The 15,551-nt window shown below is 58.7% G+C and carries 14 protein-coding genes; 9 read left to right on the top strand and 5 right to left on the bottom strand.

What is annotated here, in order from left to right:
- Positions 1-77: 77 nt before the first annotated feature.
- The 5 genes from FPY71_RS03320 to FPY71_RS03340 form a co-directional block, all read right to left on the bottom strand.
- Positions 78-1,088: an aliphatic sulfonate ABC transporter substrate-binding protein gene (locus tag FPY71_RS03320; RefSeq protein WP_149297611.1), complete on the bottom strand. Its 1,011-nt coding sequence runs from the start codon at positions 1,086-1,088 to the stop codon at positions 78-80.
- 16 nt (positions 1,089-1,104) lie between these two features.
- Positions 1,105-1,452: a 4Fe-4S dicluster domain-containing protein gene (locus FPY71_RS03325; RefSeq protein WP_149297613.1), complete on the bottom strand. Its 348-nt coding sequence runs from the start codon at positions 1,450-1,452 to the stop codon at positions 1,105-1,107.
- Positions 1,449-3,047: an FAD-dependent oxidoreductase gene (locus tag FPY71_RS03330; RefSeq protein ID WP_149297615.1), complete on the bottom strand. Its 1,599-nt coding sequence runs from the start codon at positions 3,045-3,047 to the stop codon at positions 1,449-1,451. The genes FPY71_RS03325 and FPY71_RS03330 overlap by 4 nt, the downstream gene beginning before the upstream one ends.
- 95 nt (positions 3,048-3,142) lie before the next feature.
- Positions 3,143-3,988 (bottom strand): ABC transporter permease, encoded by an 846-nt coding sequence (locus FPY71_RS03335; RefSeq protein WP_149297617.1) that lies wholly within the window; start codon positions 3,986-3,988, stop codon positions 3,143-3,145.
- A 32-nt stretch (positions 3,989-4,020) separates the two neighbouring features.
- Positions 4,021-4,857 carry an ABC transporter ATP-binding protein gene (locus FPY71_RS03340; RefSeq protein ID WP_149297618.1) on the bottom strand — a complete coding sequence of 279 codons (837 nt, stop codon included), beginning with the start codon at positions 4,855-4,857 and terminating at the stop codon, positions 4,021-4,023.
- A gap of 413 nt (positions 4,858-5,270) precedes the next feature.
- Here FPY71_RS03340 and FPY71_RS03345 point away from each other — a divergent pair, with 413 nt between their 5' ends.
- The 9 genes from FPY71_RS03345 (at position 5,271) to FPY71_RS03385 (ending at position 15,517) form a co-directional block, all read left to right on the top strand.
- Complete coding sequence (locus tag FPY71_RS03345) at positions 5,271-7,358, top strand: hydantoinase/oxoprolinase family protein (protein ID WP_149297620.1); 2,088 nt, start codon at positions 5,271-5,273, stop codon at positions 7,356-7,358.
- Complete coding sequence (locus FPY71_RS03350; RefSeq protein ID WP_149297622.1) at positions 7,358-9,112, top strand: hydantoinase B/oxoprolinase family protein; 1,755 nt, start codon at positions 7,358-7,360, stop codon at positions 9,110-9,112. Before FPY71_RS03345 ends, FPY71_RS03350 begins: the two co-directional genes overlap by 1 nt.
- Positions 9,113-9,182: 70 nt before the next feature.
- Positions 9,183-10,403 carry an ABC transporter substrate-binding protein gene (locus FPY71_RS03355; protein WP_188052186.1) on the top strand — a complete coding sequence of 407 codons (1,221 nt, stop codon included), beginning with the start codon at positions 9,183-9,185 and terminating at the stop codon, positions 10,401-10,403.
- A 52-nt stretch (positions 10,404-10,455) separates the two neighbouring features.
- The gene (locus tag FPY71_RS03360) at positions 10,456-11,175 is read left to right on the top strand and encodes an ABC transporter ATP-binding protein (protein WP_149297626.1); all 720 of its coding nucleotides are present in this window, start codon (positions 10,456-10,458) and stop codon (positions 11,173-11,175) included.
- Positions 11,176-11,895: an ABC transporter ATP-binding protein gene (locus FPY71_RS03365; RefSeq protein WP_246160110.1), complete on the top strand. Its 720-nt coding sequence runs from the start codon at positions 11,176-11,178 to the stop codon at positions 11,893-11,895.
- The gene (locus FPY71_RS03370; RefSeq protein ID WP_149297628.1) at positions 11,892-12,809 is read left to right on the top strand and encodes a branched-chain amino acid ABC transporter permease; all 918 of its coding nucleotides are present in this window, start codon (positions 11,892-11,894) and stop codon (positions 12,807-12,809) included. The genes FPY71_RS03365 and FPY71_RS03370 overlap by 4 nt, the downstream gene beginning before the upstream one ends.
- Positions 12,806-13,864 (top strand): branched-chain amino acid ABC transporter permease, encoded by a 1,059-nt coding sequence (locus FPY71_RS03375; RefSeq protein WP_149297630.1) that lies wholly within the window; start codon positions 12,806-12,808, stop codon positions 13,862-13,864. Before FPY71_RS03370 ends, FPY71_RS03375 begins: the two co-directional genes overlap by 4 nt.
- Positions 13,861-14,586: a GntR family transcriptional regulator gene (locus FPY71_RS03380; RefSeq protein WP_149297632.1), complete on the top strand. Its 726-nt coding sequence runs from the start codon at positions 13,861-13,863 to the stop codon at positions 14,584-14,586. The genes FPY71_RS03375 and FPY71_RS03380 overlap by 4 nt, the downstream gene beginning before the upstream one ends.
- Positions 14,576-15,517 (top strand): 3-hydroxyacyl-CoA dehydrogenase NAD-binding domain-containing protein, encoded by a 942-nt coding sequence (locus FPY71_RS03385; protein ID WP_149297633.1) that lies wholly within the window; start codon positions 14,576-14,578, stop codon positions 15,515-15,517. Before FPY71_RS03380 ends, FPY71_RS03385 begins: the two co-directional genes overlap by 11 nt.
- Positions 15,518-15,551 lie beyond the last annotated feature (34 nt).

Consider the following 15,551-nt stretch of genomic DNA (forward strand, 5'->3'; position numbering starts at 1 on the left):
TTGGCGGTTTTCTCCTCATGATGGCGTGATGACAAAACGCCAGAGTATTCTCACAACATTATGACAATGGAAGTGTTCTAGTTTATTAGTCCAGCCTCGCTATAGACCTGCTTGATAGTGCTGTCATTGACCCAACGGTCATAGTCAACCGTGCCATTGATCAGTCCGGCGTCGCGCAGAAATACCTCTTCGGTTTTCAGAACCGCAATTGCCTTGTCGGTGATGATCGGGTCCTGATACAGCACATCATGTGAATAGCGGCGCTGCAAACTGCCAATATTGGTTTTCGTCTGCTCGGCAAACACAGCCAAAGCCTCATCCTTGTTGGCATCTGCCCATTGCGAAATGCGAAGGTCCACTTCCAGCAAAGTCTTGATAAGTTCAGGATAGCGCTCTGTATAATCCGTGCGGGTCAGAATAACGGTGGGTGAGCTCCATTCGGGATGCTGATTTCCATCAACCAGCAGCCTTGCCGCCCCGCGATCAATCAACTCCGCAACGGTGGTTTCACCTTCAACCAATGCGTCGATATCACCACGAACAAGGGCAGGGCCGGATGTATCAAACGCCATGTGCAGTGTTTCAACGTCCTTGAGCGACAGGCCAACACTGTCGAGAACTTTGGCCAGTGTGGTGTGGCGCACCGTTCCCTGCGGGAAGCCGATGCGTTTGCCTTTCAGATCTTCAATTGTCTTGATGGGCGAGTCTGCTGCCACCACAACACTGGGCGCGCCAAACGGTTCGTAATTGTCCACCGCAATCAGGTTGACGTTGGGATGGATTGCGCCAATGCGCAGCGCCGGGCTGCTGCCGGCATTGTAGGCAACGTCAATTCCCCCGGAACCGAGAGCAGTGACCAATGCGCCGCCGCCGTCGACAAACGGGTACCATTCAACCGTTACACCGTGCGGCTTCAACGCTTCTTCCAGCCAGCCATGGTGCTGATGCCAGATGAATTTCGGGCTTCCGGGCGCGGTAGCGCCTATTTTTACCGTGGCAGGGTATTCCTGTGCCTGCGCGGCGGCTGCGCCAAGCAGCAGAGCCAGTGCAGACAGCGCGGCTGCCGTGTGTTTGATCAGATTTTTCATGACATGTCCTTTGCAATCAGCGCGACCAGGTGCTGGACGGGCGTTCGACGGGGATGAGGTAAGTGGGATCTTCGGATGTGCCTGCGGCCTTGCCGCGCCGCCATCCAAGTTCACGTGCGTAGCTGCCCAGAGAGGCGCTCTTGATCAGCATCTCTTCCGATACGGTGATGGAATGGTCAGCCTCCGGCGCAACATAGAGCGCGTCTGTCGGGCAATAGAGCTCGCACATGAAGCAGGTCTGGCAGTCTTCCTGCCGGGCAATGACCGGAATGGACTCTGCAACTGCATCAAATACGTTGCGCGGGCAGATGCGCACGCAGATGTTGCATTCAATGCAGCGATCACTGCTGACAAGTTCAATCATGCTGCAACTCCTTGAATTTTGAGATCGCCTGCACGAACCCGCGGCGTATCGACCTCGGACAGAATGATGCTGCGTGTCAGCTCGCGGTTCAGGGCAGGGTGGTCCGTGCGGCGATTGAGGCCCCGGCTTTCAGGCCGGTGCAAAGTGCTGGTCCAGATCCAGCGGGCGGTGGCTGTCATTGCCGCGGCTTCACGCGCGCGGATAAGCCGGGGGCCCTGTGCAGTGAGGTGATTTTTAATGTCATCCCACAGCAGATTCAGCCGTTTCAACGAGGTGGCGATGCGCATTCCATCACGGTAGAAACCCATATCCAGCGGCAGAATTTCCTCACGCACCGCCTGCGTTGCCTCGCGGGAGAAATCATCCGCTGCTGTTCGCTGCTGCGGGCGCAGGCCGGCATGGCCCAATGGGCTTGCCTGCCTGTCATCGATGCTGTTCCCAAGCGAGCGGGCAAAGCGGGCAGCCCCGCCGCCGCTCCAACTGCCGGATGCAATAGCCCACGCCGCATTCGGCCGCCCGCCGCCGGAGGATGAACCGACAATCCGCTCCCGGCTTGCCGCGTCTCCTGCCGCGTAAAGCCCCGGTGCGGTGGTGGCGCAGTCCTCTGTATCAAGCAACAGACCGCCGACACCGCGCACCGTGCCTTCCGAACGCAGGGTAATGGAAAAGCGCTGGGTGAACGGGTTGATGCCAATCCGGTCAAAGGGCAGGAAACAGTTGGGCTGGCCCTTGCGCAGCCATATCTGTTCCTCGTCGGTTGCGCGGTCCAGCCGGGCATAAACCGTATGGCCGGAAATCATTGCGCTGGCGATGGCCTCGAACCGGTCTTTCTCCGAGTTGATGGGCAGCGGCTGCCCATCTTCCAGCGTCAGGGTGGCAAAGCCGTAGGGCATGCCCTTGGTGACCGACGAGTGTGAAGGGGAAATGCCGTATTGGCCGCTGAACTCCATGGCCGAAAGGCGGGCGCCCGCTTCCACGCCCATAAGGTAGCCATCACCTGTATTGCCATCGCAGCCCAGCGCGCGTGACAGAAATGTGCAGCCGCCTGTGGCGATCACCACGGCACCGGCCTTGATGCAATGCAATTGCCCGCTGCGCACATTCAGGCAGATGGCCCCGGCAACCACTCCGTCGGCGCTCAGCAGTTCAAGCCCGGGGTGATGGTCCAGAATTGTCACGCCAGCCAGCAGAATGCGTCGCCGCATGAAGCTCATATAGTCGGGGCCGCGCAATTGCCCGCGATACTGCGCACCGTCTCCCTGAACCGGAAAGGGAAAGCCTGATCCGGCAAGATCGTCCAGCCCCCTCGTTGCCTGTTCCATGACGCGAACCAGCCAGTCGCGTTCGGCCAGCCCTGTGGCTCTTGTCAGGCGTCGTTCCACTTCGCCGTCCCGGTCCTGTCCGGCTGGCAGGTCCCAGACGTGGGTGTTTGCCGCCGCCGTTGCACCGGATGTTCCGCAATAGCCCTTGTCCGCCAACACAACCCGCACTCCGGCCTTTGCCGCAGCAAGCGCTGCCCAGACAGCGGCCGGGCCTCCGCCCAGCACCAGCACATCTGTGGCCGTTGTCGCGGAAATTGGACGAGGAGAAGCCATGTCGCTCAAGGGAGGACCTCGCGAGTTAGGTGTATCGGAAAGTGTGCTTCAGAAAGGCGCGGCGGAGTTGGCGCCGACCGCGCTGACTTTGCAGATCAGGATTCGGTGTTGCCGGCCGGAACATTCCAAGCGGTCGCGCGACGTTCGCCCCAGACCAGAAGATAGTTGATGATCAGGCCGATGGCGGTGAGCGTGATGATGCCGGAATACATGTCGGTGGTTTGCATCATCAGTTGCGAATGCTGAACCAGATAGCCAAGGCCGGAATTGGCGGCCAGCATTTCAGCGGCAATAACCGCAAAGATAGAGGCCTTGACGGCCAGACGTGCACCCGCGACGATTGATGGAATGCTGGCCGGAAGAATGACCTTGCGGAACAGATCGAAGCTGGAAGTGCCCATGGATTTTGCTGCGCGTATCAACAGTGGGTCGACGCTTTTGACACCGGCAATTGTGTTGATCAGCAGGAAGAACACCGCCGAATAGAAGGTCACAGCGACTTTTGACGCCTCGCCAATGCCGAAGACCAGAATGAAGACCGGCAGAAGAGCAAATTGCGAGGTGTTGCGAAGCGTCTGTACGAAGAAGTCCGTGATTTTTTCGAACAGCGGATAATAACCCATTAGAAAACCGAGCGGGATGGCCACGGCGACTGCCAGGAAAAAGCCTGTGAAGGTGCGTTGCAGGCTGATGGAGGTATGACGCCAGATGTCGCCGTTCGCCGCCAGTTCAACCCATCTTTCTGCCACTGCGCTGATTGGTGGAAAGAAGATCGGGCTTATCCAGTCCAGGCGCGGAGCAATTTCCCAGACCAGCAGAAGAAATGCCATGAGAGGCAGTCCATAGATCAGGGTGCCGTATTGGCGAGGCCTGCGCCGAATGGCGGTCCGTGCCGGAGCCGGGCGATCGGGAAGGGATCGGATAACGCTTATCGCTGACATTCAAATGCTCCGGTTCTGTCTGAATACGCTGCTCAGCTCGCCAATGCCGGCGAAACGGTCCAGTCTTTCTGGGCCTTGTTCACCTCATCCCGCAGCACCTCCCACACCTGTTGGCGGTAGGCATTGAAGGCATCTGACGCGCGCACATCAGCATCGCGCGGGCGGGGAAGATCGATGTCGAAGACTGCCTTGATCCGGCCGGGGCGGGCGGTCATGACCACCACCCGGTCGGCAAGGTAAATCGCCTCGTCCAAGGCATGGGTAACGAAAATCACCGTTGTCTTGATTTCGTCCCAGATGCGCAGCAACTCTGCCTGCAGGATTTCCCGTGTCTGGGCATCCAGCGCAGCGAATGGCTCATCCATCAGCAGAAGTTGCGGACTGGTTGCAAGCGCGCGGGCAATGGCAACACGCTGCTGCATGCCGCCGGATAGCTGATTCGGGTAGCGGTCTTCAAAATCCCTGAGCCCGAAAAGTGCCAGAAACTGCCTTGCAATGGTCTTTCGCTGCTGACGCCCGATTCCCCGCACTTCAAGCGCGTATTCCACATTTGCCAGTGTCGTGCGCCATGGAAACAATGCGTATTGTTGAAAGACATAGCTCGTATCCGCCAGCGGGGCGCGAATGGCCGTGCCATCAAATTCAACATTGCCGGAAGTGGCGGTTGTCAGGCCGCCGACAATGTCCAGCAATACGGATTTGCCGCTTCCACTCGGGCCAACAAGGGTGATGAACTCGCCGGGCCTTATCTTGAGATCAATACCCCCGAGCACATCGATCTCATCAGTTTCCCGACCATCCACGGTAATGAATTGTCCCTGTTTCAGGCGAAAGGTCTTCCTGACATCCGAAATGACAACTCGGTCCATGGGTGTTCCTGACTGTTAGCTGATGTCGAGGCGACAGGTGGCTGCTATATTTCTACTAAATCGATAGACTAACTAACGTTATGGCTGTCGCTAAGATCAATCAACGGCCATAAGCGAAATGTTTGCCTAAGTTTTCAGAGACTTGGAAAATATCGTCCGGGTAATCGGCCCGTTGCTAGAACAACGGGATTTGCGGGCACCAGCGTCAGTTTCGCCCACAGGCACAAAGGCCATTCATTGTGAAACAGGCTTTCGCCTCCGCGCCGACAGACGCCTGAAAGCAAAAAATACGATCAGCGATCGCAATTTCTAGTTGACTGGGTTTATGAGGCAGATAACCTGCTTTCAATCCAGTGGAAATTCTCCACCCCAAGTGCTCCGCGCAAGAGAGCCTAACGACCCAGGGAGCTTTGATGCGATTCGCAACTGATACTGGCGGCACCTTTACCGATCTTGTGGTTGAGAAGGACGGGATGCTGCATCTGTTCAAATCCCCGACCGTTCCATCTAACCCTGTTGCAGGTGTTCTTGGCGCCTTTTCAGTGGCGGCAGATGCTTTTGGTGTAGACCGTAAGACACTGTTGCAAATGGGAAATCAGTTCATTCATGGCACAACTCATGCCATCAATGCCATTGTGACTGGGCGCACGGCACGCACTGCGCTTCTGGTCACCGAGGGGCATCCGGACATTCTTCTGCTGCGTGAGGGCGGCAGAGAACGACCATTCGATCACACGGTTCGCTATCAGCGCGCCTATATTCCTCCGGCATTGACCTTCGAGGTTCCGGGACGTCTTGTCGCTTCCGGCGCGGAAAACAAGCCGCTGGATGTCGCGGCAATAACTGCGATCGCAGATCGGTTGGCAGAGCTTGAGGTTGAAGCGGTCGCTGTCAGCCTGCTCTGGTCCATTGTCAATAATGCGCATGAGCTTGAGGTCGAACGCATCCTGCGGGAGCGCCTGCCGGATGTTCCCATCACCTTGTCGCATCGGCTTAATCCATCCTTGCGTGAATATCGGCGCACAATCTCTACGGCCATCGATGCATCGTTGAAGCCGTTGATGGACCGCTATGTCGGCGGGCTGGAAAATGCCATGCGGGAAGCCGGCTTCGAGGGGCGGGTGCTGGTTCTGACGTCGCAGGGAAGCATGGTCAGTGCTGATGAAATTCGCCGTTCGCCCATTCTTGCGCTGAACTCCGGTCCCTCCATGGCGCCTATTGCGGGCAGCTACGTTGCCAATGCAGATGCGGATGAGGCGGACACGATTGTATTTGATACCGGCGGCACGACGTTTGACGTTTCGCTGGTGCGCGGAGGCTATGTCCCGTTCACACATGAAAGCTGGTTGGGCCGCCCTTACCAAAGCGATCTCACCGGCTTCCCGTCCGTTGACGTTAAAAGCGTAGGCGCAGGCGGCGGAAGCATTGCCTGGGTGGATGATGGCGGCGTCCTGCATGTGGGGCCGCAAAGTGCCGGTTCCACCCCCGGCCCGGTCTGTTACGGGGCGGGCGGTACAGAGCCGACTGTTACCGATGCTTCTCTGGCCCTTGGCTATATTGATCCGGACTATTTTCTCGGTGGCAGCATCCGGCTGGATCGCGATGCCGCAATTGCCGCCATCAGGCAGAAGGTTGCCGATCCTCTGGGCCTGACAGTTGAAGAAGCCGGTCTGGCCATGCTTGAGGTCTGGACCGAGAACATGGTGCAGGCCATTGCCGACATCACCGTTAATCAGGGAATTGATCCGGGCACAGCCAGCATTATCGGCGGTGGCGGTGCCGCAGGGCTGAACGCTGTTGCAATTGCCCAGCGCATGGGCTGCCCCACATTGTTGATCCCGGAGGTGGGCGCTGGCCTTTCAGCCGCTGGCGCGGTGGTTTCCGATGTCGGGCGCGGGTTCCGCCGGCTGTTTGTCACCAGCACGGCAGACTATGACGCGGCTGGTGTTCGCGCCAAGCTTGCCGAACTGCAGGATGAAGCCGAGGCTTTTGTTGCGCAGATGGGCGTTGGCGCTGTGCAAACTGAGGTCAGCTACTTTGCCGAAGCGCGTTATGCGCACCAGGTCTGGGAAATTGATGTTGCGCTGAACCTTGAAGATATGGATGACGCGGGCGAAGCGCTGCGTGAGGCGTTTCATGAGGCACATGAGCGCATCTTTGCTTTCCGCGACACGGCTTCGACAGTTGAAGTGATCGCATGGCGCGCGCAAGTCGCCTGCAAGGTTGCTGAAACCACTGAACTGCGGATAGCGCCAGATGGTGCGGAAGGCACGGCGCTGCGGCACCGGCAGGCATATTTTTCCAGACTTGGACTTGTGGAGGTTCCTGTCCACACATTCGAACGGCTTGAGACCGACCAGCAGTTTTCCGGTCCGGCCATTGTGGAAAGCCGTTTTACCTGCGTCGTCATCCAGCCGGGTGTCACCTTCCAGCGCTCTGCTGTCGGAACACTCGTCATTCGGCCCGAACTGACACCTGAGACCGCGAAGGAGCTGAACTAATGGCAACGACCACGCTGAACGGCGCAGAGCTTGCGATCCTCATCAACCGTTTTGAGGGCATTGCCCGCAAAATGACCAACACGCTGTATCGCACCGGGCGTTCGGGCGTGTTGAACCGCGCCCGCGACTTTTCCTGCTGCATTGTAACGGCGGATTGCCAATTGCTGGCCACGGCAGACAGCCTGCCGATCCACGTTCTCGTCGGGCCGGACATGATGGCTCAGGCGATGAAGAATTTTCACCCTGAGTTGAAGCGTGGCGACGCATTTCTGCACAATTCACCCTACCACGGCAGTTCGCATGCCGCGGACCATGTGCTGATTATTCCGGTGATTGATGACAAGGGCAAACACCGTTTCACGGTGCTGACCAAGGCGCATCAGGCCGATTGCGGCAATGCCGAGCCGACGACTTACATGGGCACGGCTGTGGATGTTTATGCGGAAGGCGCGCTGATTTTTCCTGCGGTCAAGGTGCAGGAAAACTACCGCACCAATGAAGATATGGTGCGGATGTGCGAAATGCGCATTCGGGTGCCGGAGCAGTGGAAGGGCGATTTCCTTGCCATGATCGGGTCGGCGCGCATTGGCGAGCAGGAAATCATGCGACTGGCCGATGAGGTTGGCTGGGACACGCTGGAAACGTTCTGCGGCCAGTGGTTCGACTATAGTGAACAACGCATGATCACGCGGCTGTCCAGCCTGCCCAAAGGCGAGGCCACCGGTTCCAGCACTCATGACCCCATACCCGGTACTCCGCCTGAGGGCGTGCGCATAGTCGCATCCGTTAGCGCGCTGCCGGAAGAGGGCAGGATTGTCGTTGACCTGCGGGACAATATTGATGCGCTGCCATGCGGGTTGAACCTTTCGGAAGCGTGTGCGCGTTCTGCCTGCCTGATTGCGGTGTTCAACAGCATTGGCGGCGATATCCCGCGCAATGCGGGTTCATTTCGCCGGGTGGAAATTCTGCTGAGGGAAAATTCGGTTGCGGGCATACCCTTGCACCCGACAAGCTGCTCGGTATCGACCACCAATGTGGCAGACCGTGTCACGCACTCCGTTTCACTGGCAATGGCTGAGCTGGGCGAAGGCTTTGGCACGGCGGAGTTTGGCGCTTTCCTGCCACCGTCGTCCGCCGTGGTTTCAGGCAAGGACCCCCGTACGGGTGACCCGTTCGTCAACCAGATTTTTCTGGGCTGCACCACGGGTGCAGGCACTCCTTATGAAGATGCGTGGTTGACCTATCTGCATGTTGGCAATGGCGGCATGTGCTTCATCGATAGTGTGGAGCTGGACGAGCTGTACCAGCCGATCCTTGTTACCGAGCGCCGCATTCTTGAAGATACGGAAGGGGCGGGGCGGCATATTGGTGCATCCAGCCTGCGTGTGGAATTCGGGCCTTTGGGCTGCGATGTTGATGTTGCCTATGTCAGCGATGGCAAGCTGAATCCGCCGCGTGGCGTGCATGGCGGTGGCACCGGTGGCGGTTCCAACCAGCTTCGCCGCCTTCAGGATGGATCCACGCAGGATCTGCCGCCAGCGGCCACGGTTCGCATTCACCAGGGCGAAAGCATCATTTCCATCTGTTGCGGTGGCGGCGGCTATGGCGACCCTGCCCGGAGAGATCCGCAACGCGTGGTCAAGGACGTTCAGGACGGCTGGGTTTCGCAGCAACGCGCGCGCGATGTCTATCGCGTGGTTTTGAAGCCGGATGGAACGCTGGATCAAGGCGCAACAGAGGCTGCCCGGGCCTGACCGGTTCGCGGAAAGGTTCGTTGCAAGGCATTCGCAGGCAAAAGCAGAACAATTTTATAAGGAGAGCGAAATGACCCATTCCATTGCTTCCAGAGGAAAAACCTGGCGCAACGCGCTACTGGCGCTTGTGCTGCCTTTCACCGCGTCGGCGCTGGCATTGCCGGCGCAGGCGCAGGAGGAGGAGATCATCATCGGCGCCGCCACGTCCTTCAGTGGCTGGATGGCTGCCTTTGACACCAACCCCACCCGCGCAGCAGAACTGGCCGTGGCGGAAATCAATGAAAAGGGCGGTGTGCTTGGCAAGAAGCTGAAGCTTGTTCACATTGACACCAAGACCGACCCGGCTGAAACCGCCCGTGCAGCACAGGCGCTGGTTTCGCAAGGTGCAAAAATGATCATGATCGCCTGCGATTTTGATCTGGGCGCACCGGCGGCGCTGATTGCGCAACAGGCAGGTGTGATTGCAATTTCATCTTGCGGCGGTGATGACAAGCTGGGTGACCTGACCATTGGCAACAATGTGTTTTCCATGGCAACGGAAGCAGACGGCACCGGGCGTATGCTGGCGGACTGGGCTTTCCGCAAGCAAGGCTACAAAACTGCATATGTTCTGCTGGACACTTTCATTCAATATGACCGCTCGCTCTGTGCAGGTTTTGTTGAACGTTGGACCGAACTGGCCGGGGCTGATGCGCTGGTTCTGCAGGATGAATTCAAGAATGCCGACGTGACGGTTGCGTCGCAGATTTCGCGTCTTCAGGCTCTGCCGGAAGAGCCGGACGTGATGATGCTGTGCAGCGTACCACCCGGTCTGGCATCCGCCATCCGGCAATATCGTTCAGCCGGCATCAACATTCCTATCCTGGCAGGCACCGGCGGGGACTCCAGCTCCTGGTATTCGGCAGTGCCGGGGCTTTCGAACTATTTCTACCTGAGCAACTCGGCTGATGCCGGGGTGGAAGATCCACGCCCACGCAACCGCGAATTCTTCCAACGATACGAAGAGGCGCATGGCGAATTGCCGGCATCAGGACAGGGCATCACCGGATATGCTGTGGTTGAAGGCTGGGCGCGCGCGGCCGAAAAGGCCGGAAGCCTGGAAACTGACGCGGTGCGCACTGCCATGGAAAGCTTCGATAATGAAGAGCTTGCCGTTGGCCCAACCAGCTTTTCAGCGGAAATGCACAGCAATGACGAGCGCCCGATGTTGATGATGGCCACAACCGACGGTAAGGCCGAAGCACTGGGTTACTACGACATGAAAACAGGCGAATATCTGACGTTCGAGTGATCAGTGGCGCGGGGGCGCATGTGCGCCCCCCGTCAAATTCGCGGAGAATTTGATGGCAGACAGTTTAAGCACGCTGAACGTGACGGTGCAGTTTGACGGCCTTGCAGCCTTGCAGGATGTCAGCCTGACATTGAAGCGGGGCGAAATTCTCGGGCTTCTGGGGCCAAATGGCGCGGGCAAGACCACTTTGGTCAACGTGCTGAGCGGCTTTACCCGCCCGACGAATGGCACGGTGCTTCTGGATGGGGAAAACATCACCCGCGCGCGGCCAGACCAGCGGGCAAGGCGTGGTGTTGCCCGCACATTTCAGTCTGTCCGTCTGTTCAGCGCGTTGAGCGTGCGCGAAAATGTCCGCGTGCCGGTTTATGCTCACCATGCGGGCCTGGCAGAAGGCGAGCAGGCAGCCGAGAGAGCGTTGGAGTTTGTGGGAATAGCCAATATGGCGGACCGCACAGCCAACAGCCTGCCCTATACGCAGGAGCGGCTGGTTGGCATTGCACGCGCGCTGGCGCTGGAGCCGGATTTTCTGATGCTGGATGAACCGGCGGCGGGAATGAACGATGCGGAAGGCCAGCAACTGGTTGATTTGATTGCGCGCATACCACCGGCTTATGGCTGCGGTGTGCTGTTGATTGAACACAATATGCCGGTGGTTATGGGCGTTTGTGAAAACCTGCATGTGCTGCGCGGTGGCAAGACGCTGGCCAGCGGCCCGCGAGAGCAGGTGCGGATGAACCGCGATGTCATCGACTCTTACCTTGGGGGCCATTGAATGCTGCTCAGTGTCGAGTCTCTTCAAGTCGAATACAACAAGGTGCCGGCTGTCCGGAACCTGAACATTCATGTGGCTGCGGGTGAAGTGGTCTGTCTTGTCGGGCCGAATGGCGCTGGAAAATCCACCACGACCATGGCGATTGCGGGCGTCAAGCGCGCGGCTTCCGGCACAATTCGGTTTGCGGATGTGGACATTTCGCGCCAGACGCCGGAAGCCATTGCCGCACTTGGCATCAGCCTTGTTCCGGAGGGGCGGCGGATTTTCGGCCAGCTGACTGTACGGGAGAATCTGATCGTTGGCGCCACTCTTTCGCGCGCTGCTGCACGCCGCAATCAGCAGTTAGATCGGATGTTTTCGCTGTTTCCAATTTTGAAAGAGCGCAGCAGCCAGATGGCCGGCCAGATGTCCGGTGGCGAACAGCAGCAACTGGCCATTGCCCGCGCCATGATGACATCGCCAAGATTGCTGATTGTTGACGAGCCGTCCCTGGGGTTGGCGCCGCAATATGTTGACCTGGTGTTTGAAACTTTTGCGCAGCTGCGCAGCGAAGGCGTGACCATTCTGGTGGTGGAGCAGAGCAGCCGAAGGGCTTTGGCCCTTGCCGACAGGCTGTATCTTCTGCGGTCCGGGCAGGTGGTGATGGAGGGGGCGGTGGCCGAACTGGCAGGAAGCGCCGAGTTTGAATCGGCTTTCTTCGGAGAAATGAGCGCGACATGAACGGATTGCAGCTTCTGGTCGATGCCCTGAGCCTGGGAGGGCAGTATGCGCTGATTTCACTTGGAATCGGCCTGGTGTTCGGCGTCATGCGCATGATCAATTTTGCGCATGGCGATCTGATCACGCTGGGTGCCTATGCGCTGGTCGTTCCTTCTGCCACTGCAGTTGCCACGCCTTACATTGGCGGTCTGGCGGTCTGGCTCATGGTGCCGCTGATCATAGGATTTGTCGTGCTGATGACGCTGGCAACCGAGCGGATGGCATTTCGCCCGCTGCGCAACCGGCATGCCGATGGCACCAGTCTTCTGATTTCATCCTTCGCAATCAGCTACCTCATTCAGAATGCCATTCTTTTCGTGCACACCGGCAGGCCGAAATCCGTCAACATTCTGAGCGATCTGAGCCAGCAGGTCATGGTCGGCGGTGTTCGACTGCCATTGATCGACCTTGTGACCATTGTCGTTGTGCTGCTGCTGTTTCTGGCGCTGGTGCTGATCCTGGGCTTCACCGGTCCGGGCCGGCAGATCCGCGCCGCTTCCAACGACTTCATGATGGCGCGGCTGCTGGGAATTCGTGCCGACAGGGTCATTGCCTATGCGTTCGCCCTTTCCGGCGTGCTGGCCGGTGCGGTTTCGCTGCTGTATGTCGCCAAGACCGGGGTTCTGGATTTTCGCATGGGCGTACCGCTGGCCATTGCCGGCTTCGTCGGTACGGTCCTTGGCGGCATGGGCAGCCTGTGGGGCGCCATGATGGGCGGGCTGATGCTGGGCGTTGCCTCAACCCTGTTGCAGGCTTTGCTGCCGCCGGAACTGCGGGCCGCCCGTGACGCATTTCTCTACGGGCTCGTCATTCTTGTGCTGCTTGTCCGTCCGCAGGGCCTGTTCTCCTCTTCAAAACGACTGGAGCGCATATGACCGTGCAAACTGGTTCCCGGCGTCCAGCTCTTTCACCCAACCAGGCACGCCTTGCCCATGCCTGGCGGGTTGTACGGGCAACGCTTTTTCTTGCGCTGCCGCTTACCGCGCTTGGTTTGCTGGCCTATCTCAGCGGTGAGCCGCGCCTGACAAGCCTTGTCAGCGAAGCATATATTTATGTGGTTCTGGTGGTCGGGCTGGCGATTTTTACCGGCAATTCCGGCATTGTGTCATTTGGCCATGTCAGCTTTGCGTTGATTGGTGCCTACGCTTCTGCATGGCAGACATGTTGTGGTCCGCTGCGGCTGATTTTCATGCCGGACCTGCCGGCATGGCTGGCAACGGCACAGGTGCCGCTGTTGCCTGCCGCGCTGATTGCCGCCAGTCTGGCGGCGTTGGTTGCCTTTGTTCTAGGGCTGGCTCTGATGCGCCTTTCGGGCACTGCGGCGTCAATTGCCTTGCTGTCGATGCTGTTTGTTTTCAAAAGCATTTACGAAAACTGGACAGGCTGGACCGCTGGCCAGAGCGCCATTGTCGGCCTGCCAACCTATATCACCATCTGGGTGGCCATTGCCGGCGCGGTCTTTGCCATATTGATCGCCACGGCTTACCGACTGTCATCCTATGGCTTGCGCTTGCGCGCCGTGCGAGAGGACGAGGCGGCGGCTCGCGCATCAGGAGTCAATGCCTGGGCGCACAAGCTGATAGCCTTTACCATCAGCGGCTTTGTGGCTGGGCTGGGCGGCGTGCTTTACGGCCATTTCCTTGGCACCATCACCGCAAACATGTTCTGGCTGGATATGACGTTTCTGACATTGGCCATGCTGGTCGTAGGTGGCATGCGGTCCATTTCCGGCGCGGTGGTGGGTGTGCTGTTTGTTGTTGCCGTGCGTGAGTTTGTTCAACTGTTTGAGCGCGGCGTCAATCTGGGCGGGCAAATGGTCAGCGTGCCGGAAGGCAGCCGCGAAATTGTTCTGGCCATCATTCTGCTCGGTATTCTTGTGTTTCGCCCGCAGGGTCTGGTGGGTGACCGGGAATTTGGAGAGCGCAAATGATTGATCGGCCGGGCACATCCGACATTCCCAAGCTGTCGCGCATTGAAACCCAATCTGTTCATCAACGCGTGTACAAGGACATTCGCCATGTGCTGATGAAGGGCGGGTTTGCTCCCGGCCAGAAGGTCAGTTCACGCAAGCTGGGTGCAGAGCTTGGCACATCCGACATGCCGGTGCGCGCGGCGCTTGGCCGTCTGCTGGCTGAAGGTGCATTGGTGCAGCATCGCAATGGCACATTTTCCATCCCGCGTTTGAGCCTGCGCAAATTTCGCGAGGTCATGACACTCAGGGCGCTGATTGAGGGCGAGGCCGCGGCGCAGGCCTGCGGCAATGTAGACCGTGAAGGGTTTCAGAAACTGCATGCCTATTCGGCCGGGCTTGTGAAGGCGATTGAGGAAAACGCCATCACCGACTATCTCGACTACAACCAGAAGCTGAAATTCACGATCTATCGCTACAGCACATCCCAAGTGCTGGTTTCGATGATCCGTATACTATGGTTGCAGGCCGGGCCATTTCTGCGCCACCTCAACCGTGGCCTCGACATGATGGTTGAGGCAAATTTTCAGGACGAAGCCATAGAGGCGCTGGCTGTGGGCAACCCCGAAGCCGCCCGGCAGGCCATCTCTCGCGATATCCTGGCGGGCATGGCGTTTCTGACAATTCACGGTGAATTTGCCCCGGAAGAACCCGAACCGGAGACTTATGACGATGTCGACTGACACACAAAGCTCCACCAGTGAAAAGCTGGCTGTTCTGGGGTGCGGTTTGATTGGCCAGAGCTGGGCTGCACTGTTTCTCAGCTATGGCCATGATGTATCTGCATGGGACCCCGACCCAAAGGCACGCGCCGCGCTGGCGGCTGGTGTGCAGCATCCGCTGGCGCAATTGGCAGAGCTGGGCGAAGGGGCGGAACGTGCCGGGCAACTGACCATTTGTGACACGCTGGAGGAAGCGGTTGCCGGAGCGGTTCTGATACAGGAAAACGCATCCGAAAATGTGCCGCTGAAGCAGAAGCTTTACGCAAGCATCGAGGCTCTTGTCAGCCCGGATGCCATGATCGCCAGCAGCACGTCGTCGCTCACATGGTCCATGCTGTCGGAAGGCATGATCAACAAGGAACGGCTCCTCACCGCCCATCCGTTCAATCCACCGCATCTTATGCCACTGGTTGAGCTTTATGGCCCGAGCCCGGCAATTGTGGACCGCGCGGCAGCGCTTTATGGCAGCATGGGGCGGGTTTGCGTGCGGCTGCGCAAAGATGCAGTGGGCCATATTGCCAACCGCCTGTCTTCAGCGCTCTGGCGCGAGGCGGTCAATATTGTGGCGGAAGGCATTGCCGATGTGGCGGAAGTCGACGCCGCTCTGGTGCATGGGCCGGGGCTGCGCTGGTCGGTTATCGGCTCGCATATGGCCTATCATCTTGGCGGCGGCGCTGGTGGCATCGGCCACTATCTTGCGCATCTGGGCCCAAGTCAGGAGCGCCGCTGGGCCACGTTAGGTACGCCCAGCCTGACGCCGGAAGTTTGCGCGCAACTGGTGGCCGGCATTCAGGAAGAAGCCGCAGGCCGCGATATTCCGCAACTGGAGGCAGAGCGCGACAGCCGCCTGATTGCCATGCTGCGGGCACGAGATGCTTTCGCCGCGCCGTAGGCGCCGGGGCAGAATTACAATTCACATGCAGTGT

The organism is Aureimonas fodinaquatilis (genome assembly GCF_008369445.1).
GTDB classification, from domain to species: Bacteria; Pseudomonadota; Alphaproteobacteria; order Rhizobiales; family Rhizobiaceae; genus Aureimonas; species Aureimonas fodinaquatilis.

Coding starts and splice junctions, on each gene's coding strand:
- FPY71_RS03370 (WP_149297628.1), top strand. CDS start 11,892: ATGAACGGATTGCAGCTTCTGGTCGATGCCCTGAGCCTGGGAGGGCAG.
- FPY71_RS03350 (WP_149297622.1), top strand. CDS start 7,358: ATGGCAACGACCACGCTGAACGGCGCAGAGCTTGCGATCCTCATCAAC.
- FPY71_RS03335 (WP_149297617.1), bottom strand. CDS start 3,988: ATGTCAGCGATAAGCGTTATCCGATCCCTTCCCGATCGCCCGGCTCCG.
- FPY71_RS03345 (WP_149297620.1), top strand. CDS start 5,271: ATGCGATTCGCAACTGATACTGGCGGCACCTTTACCGATCTTGTGGTT.
- FPY71_RS03325 (WP_149297613.1), bottom strand. CDS start 1,452: ATGATTGAACTTGTCAGCAGTGATCGCTGCATTGAATGCAACATCTGC.
- FPY71_RS03385 (WP_149297633.1), top strand. CDS start 14,576: ATGTCGACTGACACACAAAGCTCCACCAGTGAAAAGCTGGCTGTTCTG.
- FPY71_RS03375 (WP_149297630.1), top strand. CDS start 12,806: ATGACCGTGCAAACTGGTTCCCGGCGTCCAGCTCTTTCACCCAACCAG.
- FPY71_RS03365 (WP_246160110.1), top strand. CDS start 11,176: ATGCTGCTCAGTGTCGAGTCTCTTCAAGTCGAATACAACAAGGTGCCG.
- FPY71_RS03320 (WP_149297611.1), bottom strand. CDS start 1,088: ATGAAAAATCTGATCAAACACACGGCAGCCGCGCTGTCTGCACTGGCT.
- FPY71_RS03360 (WP_149297626.1), top strand. CDS start 10,456: ATGGCAGACAGTTTAAGCACGCTGAACGTGACGGTGCAGTTTGACGGC.
- FPY71_RS03355 (WP_188052186.1), top strand. CDS start 9,183: ATGACCCATTCCATTGCTTCCAGAGGAAAAACCTGGCGCAACGCGCTA.
- FPY71_RS03330 (WP_149297615.1), bottom strand. CDS start 3,047: ATGGCTTCTCCTCGTCCAATTTCCGCGACAACGGCCACAGATGTGCTG.
- FPY71_RS03380 (WP_149297632.1), top strand. CDS start 13,861: ATGATTGATCGGCCGGGCACATCCGACATTCCCAAGCTGTCGCGCATT.
- FPY71_RS03340 (WP_149297618.1), bottom strand. CDS start 4,857: ATGGACCGAGTTGTCATTTCGGATGTCAGGAAGACCTTTCGCCTGAAA.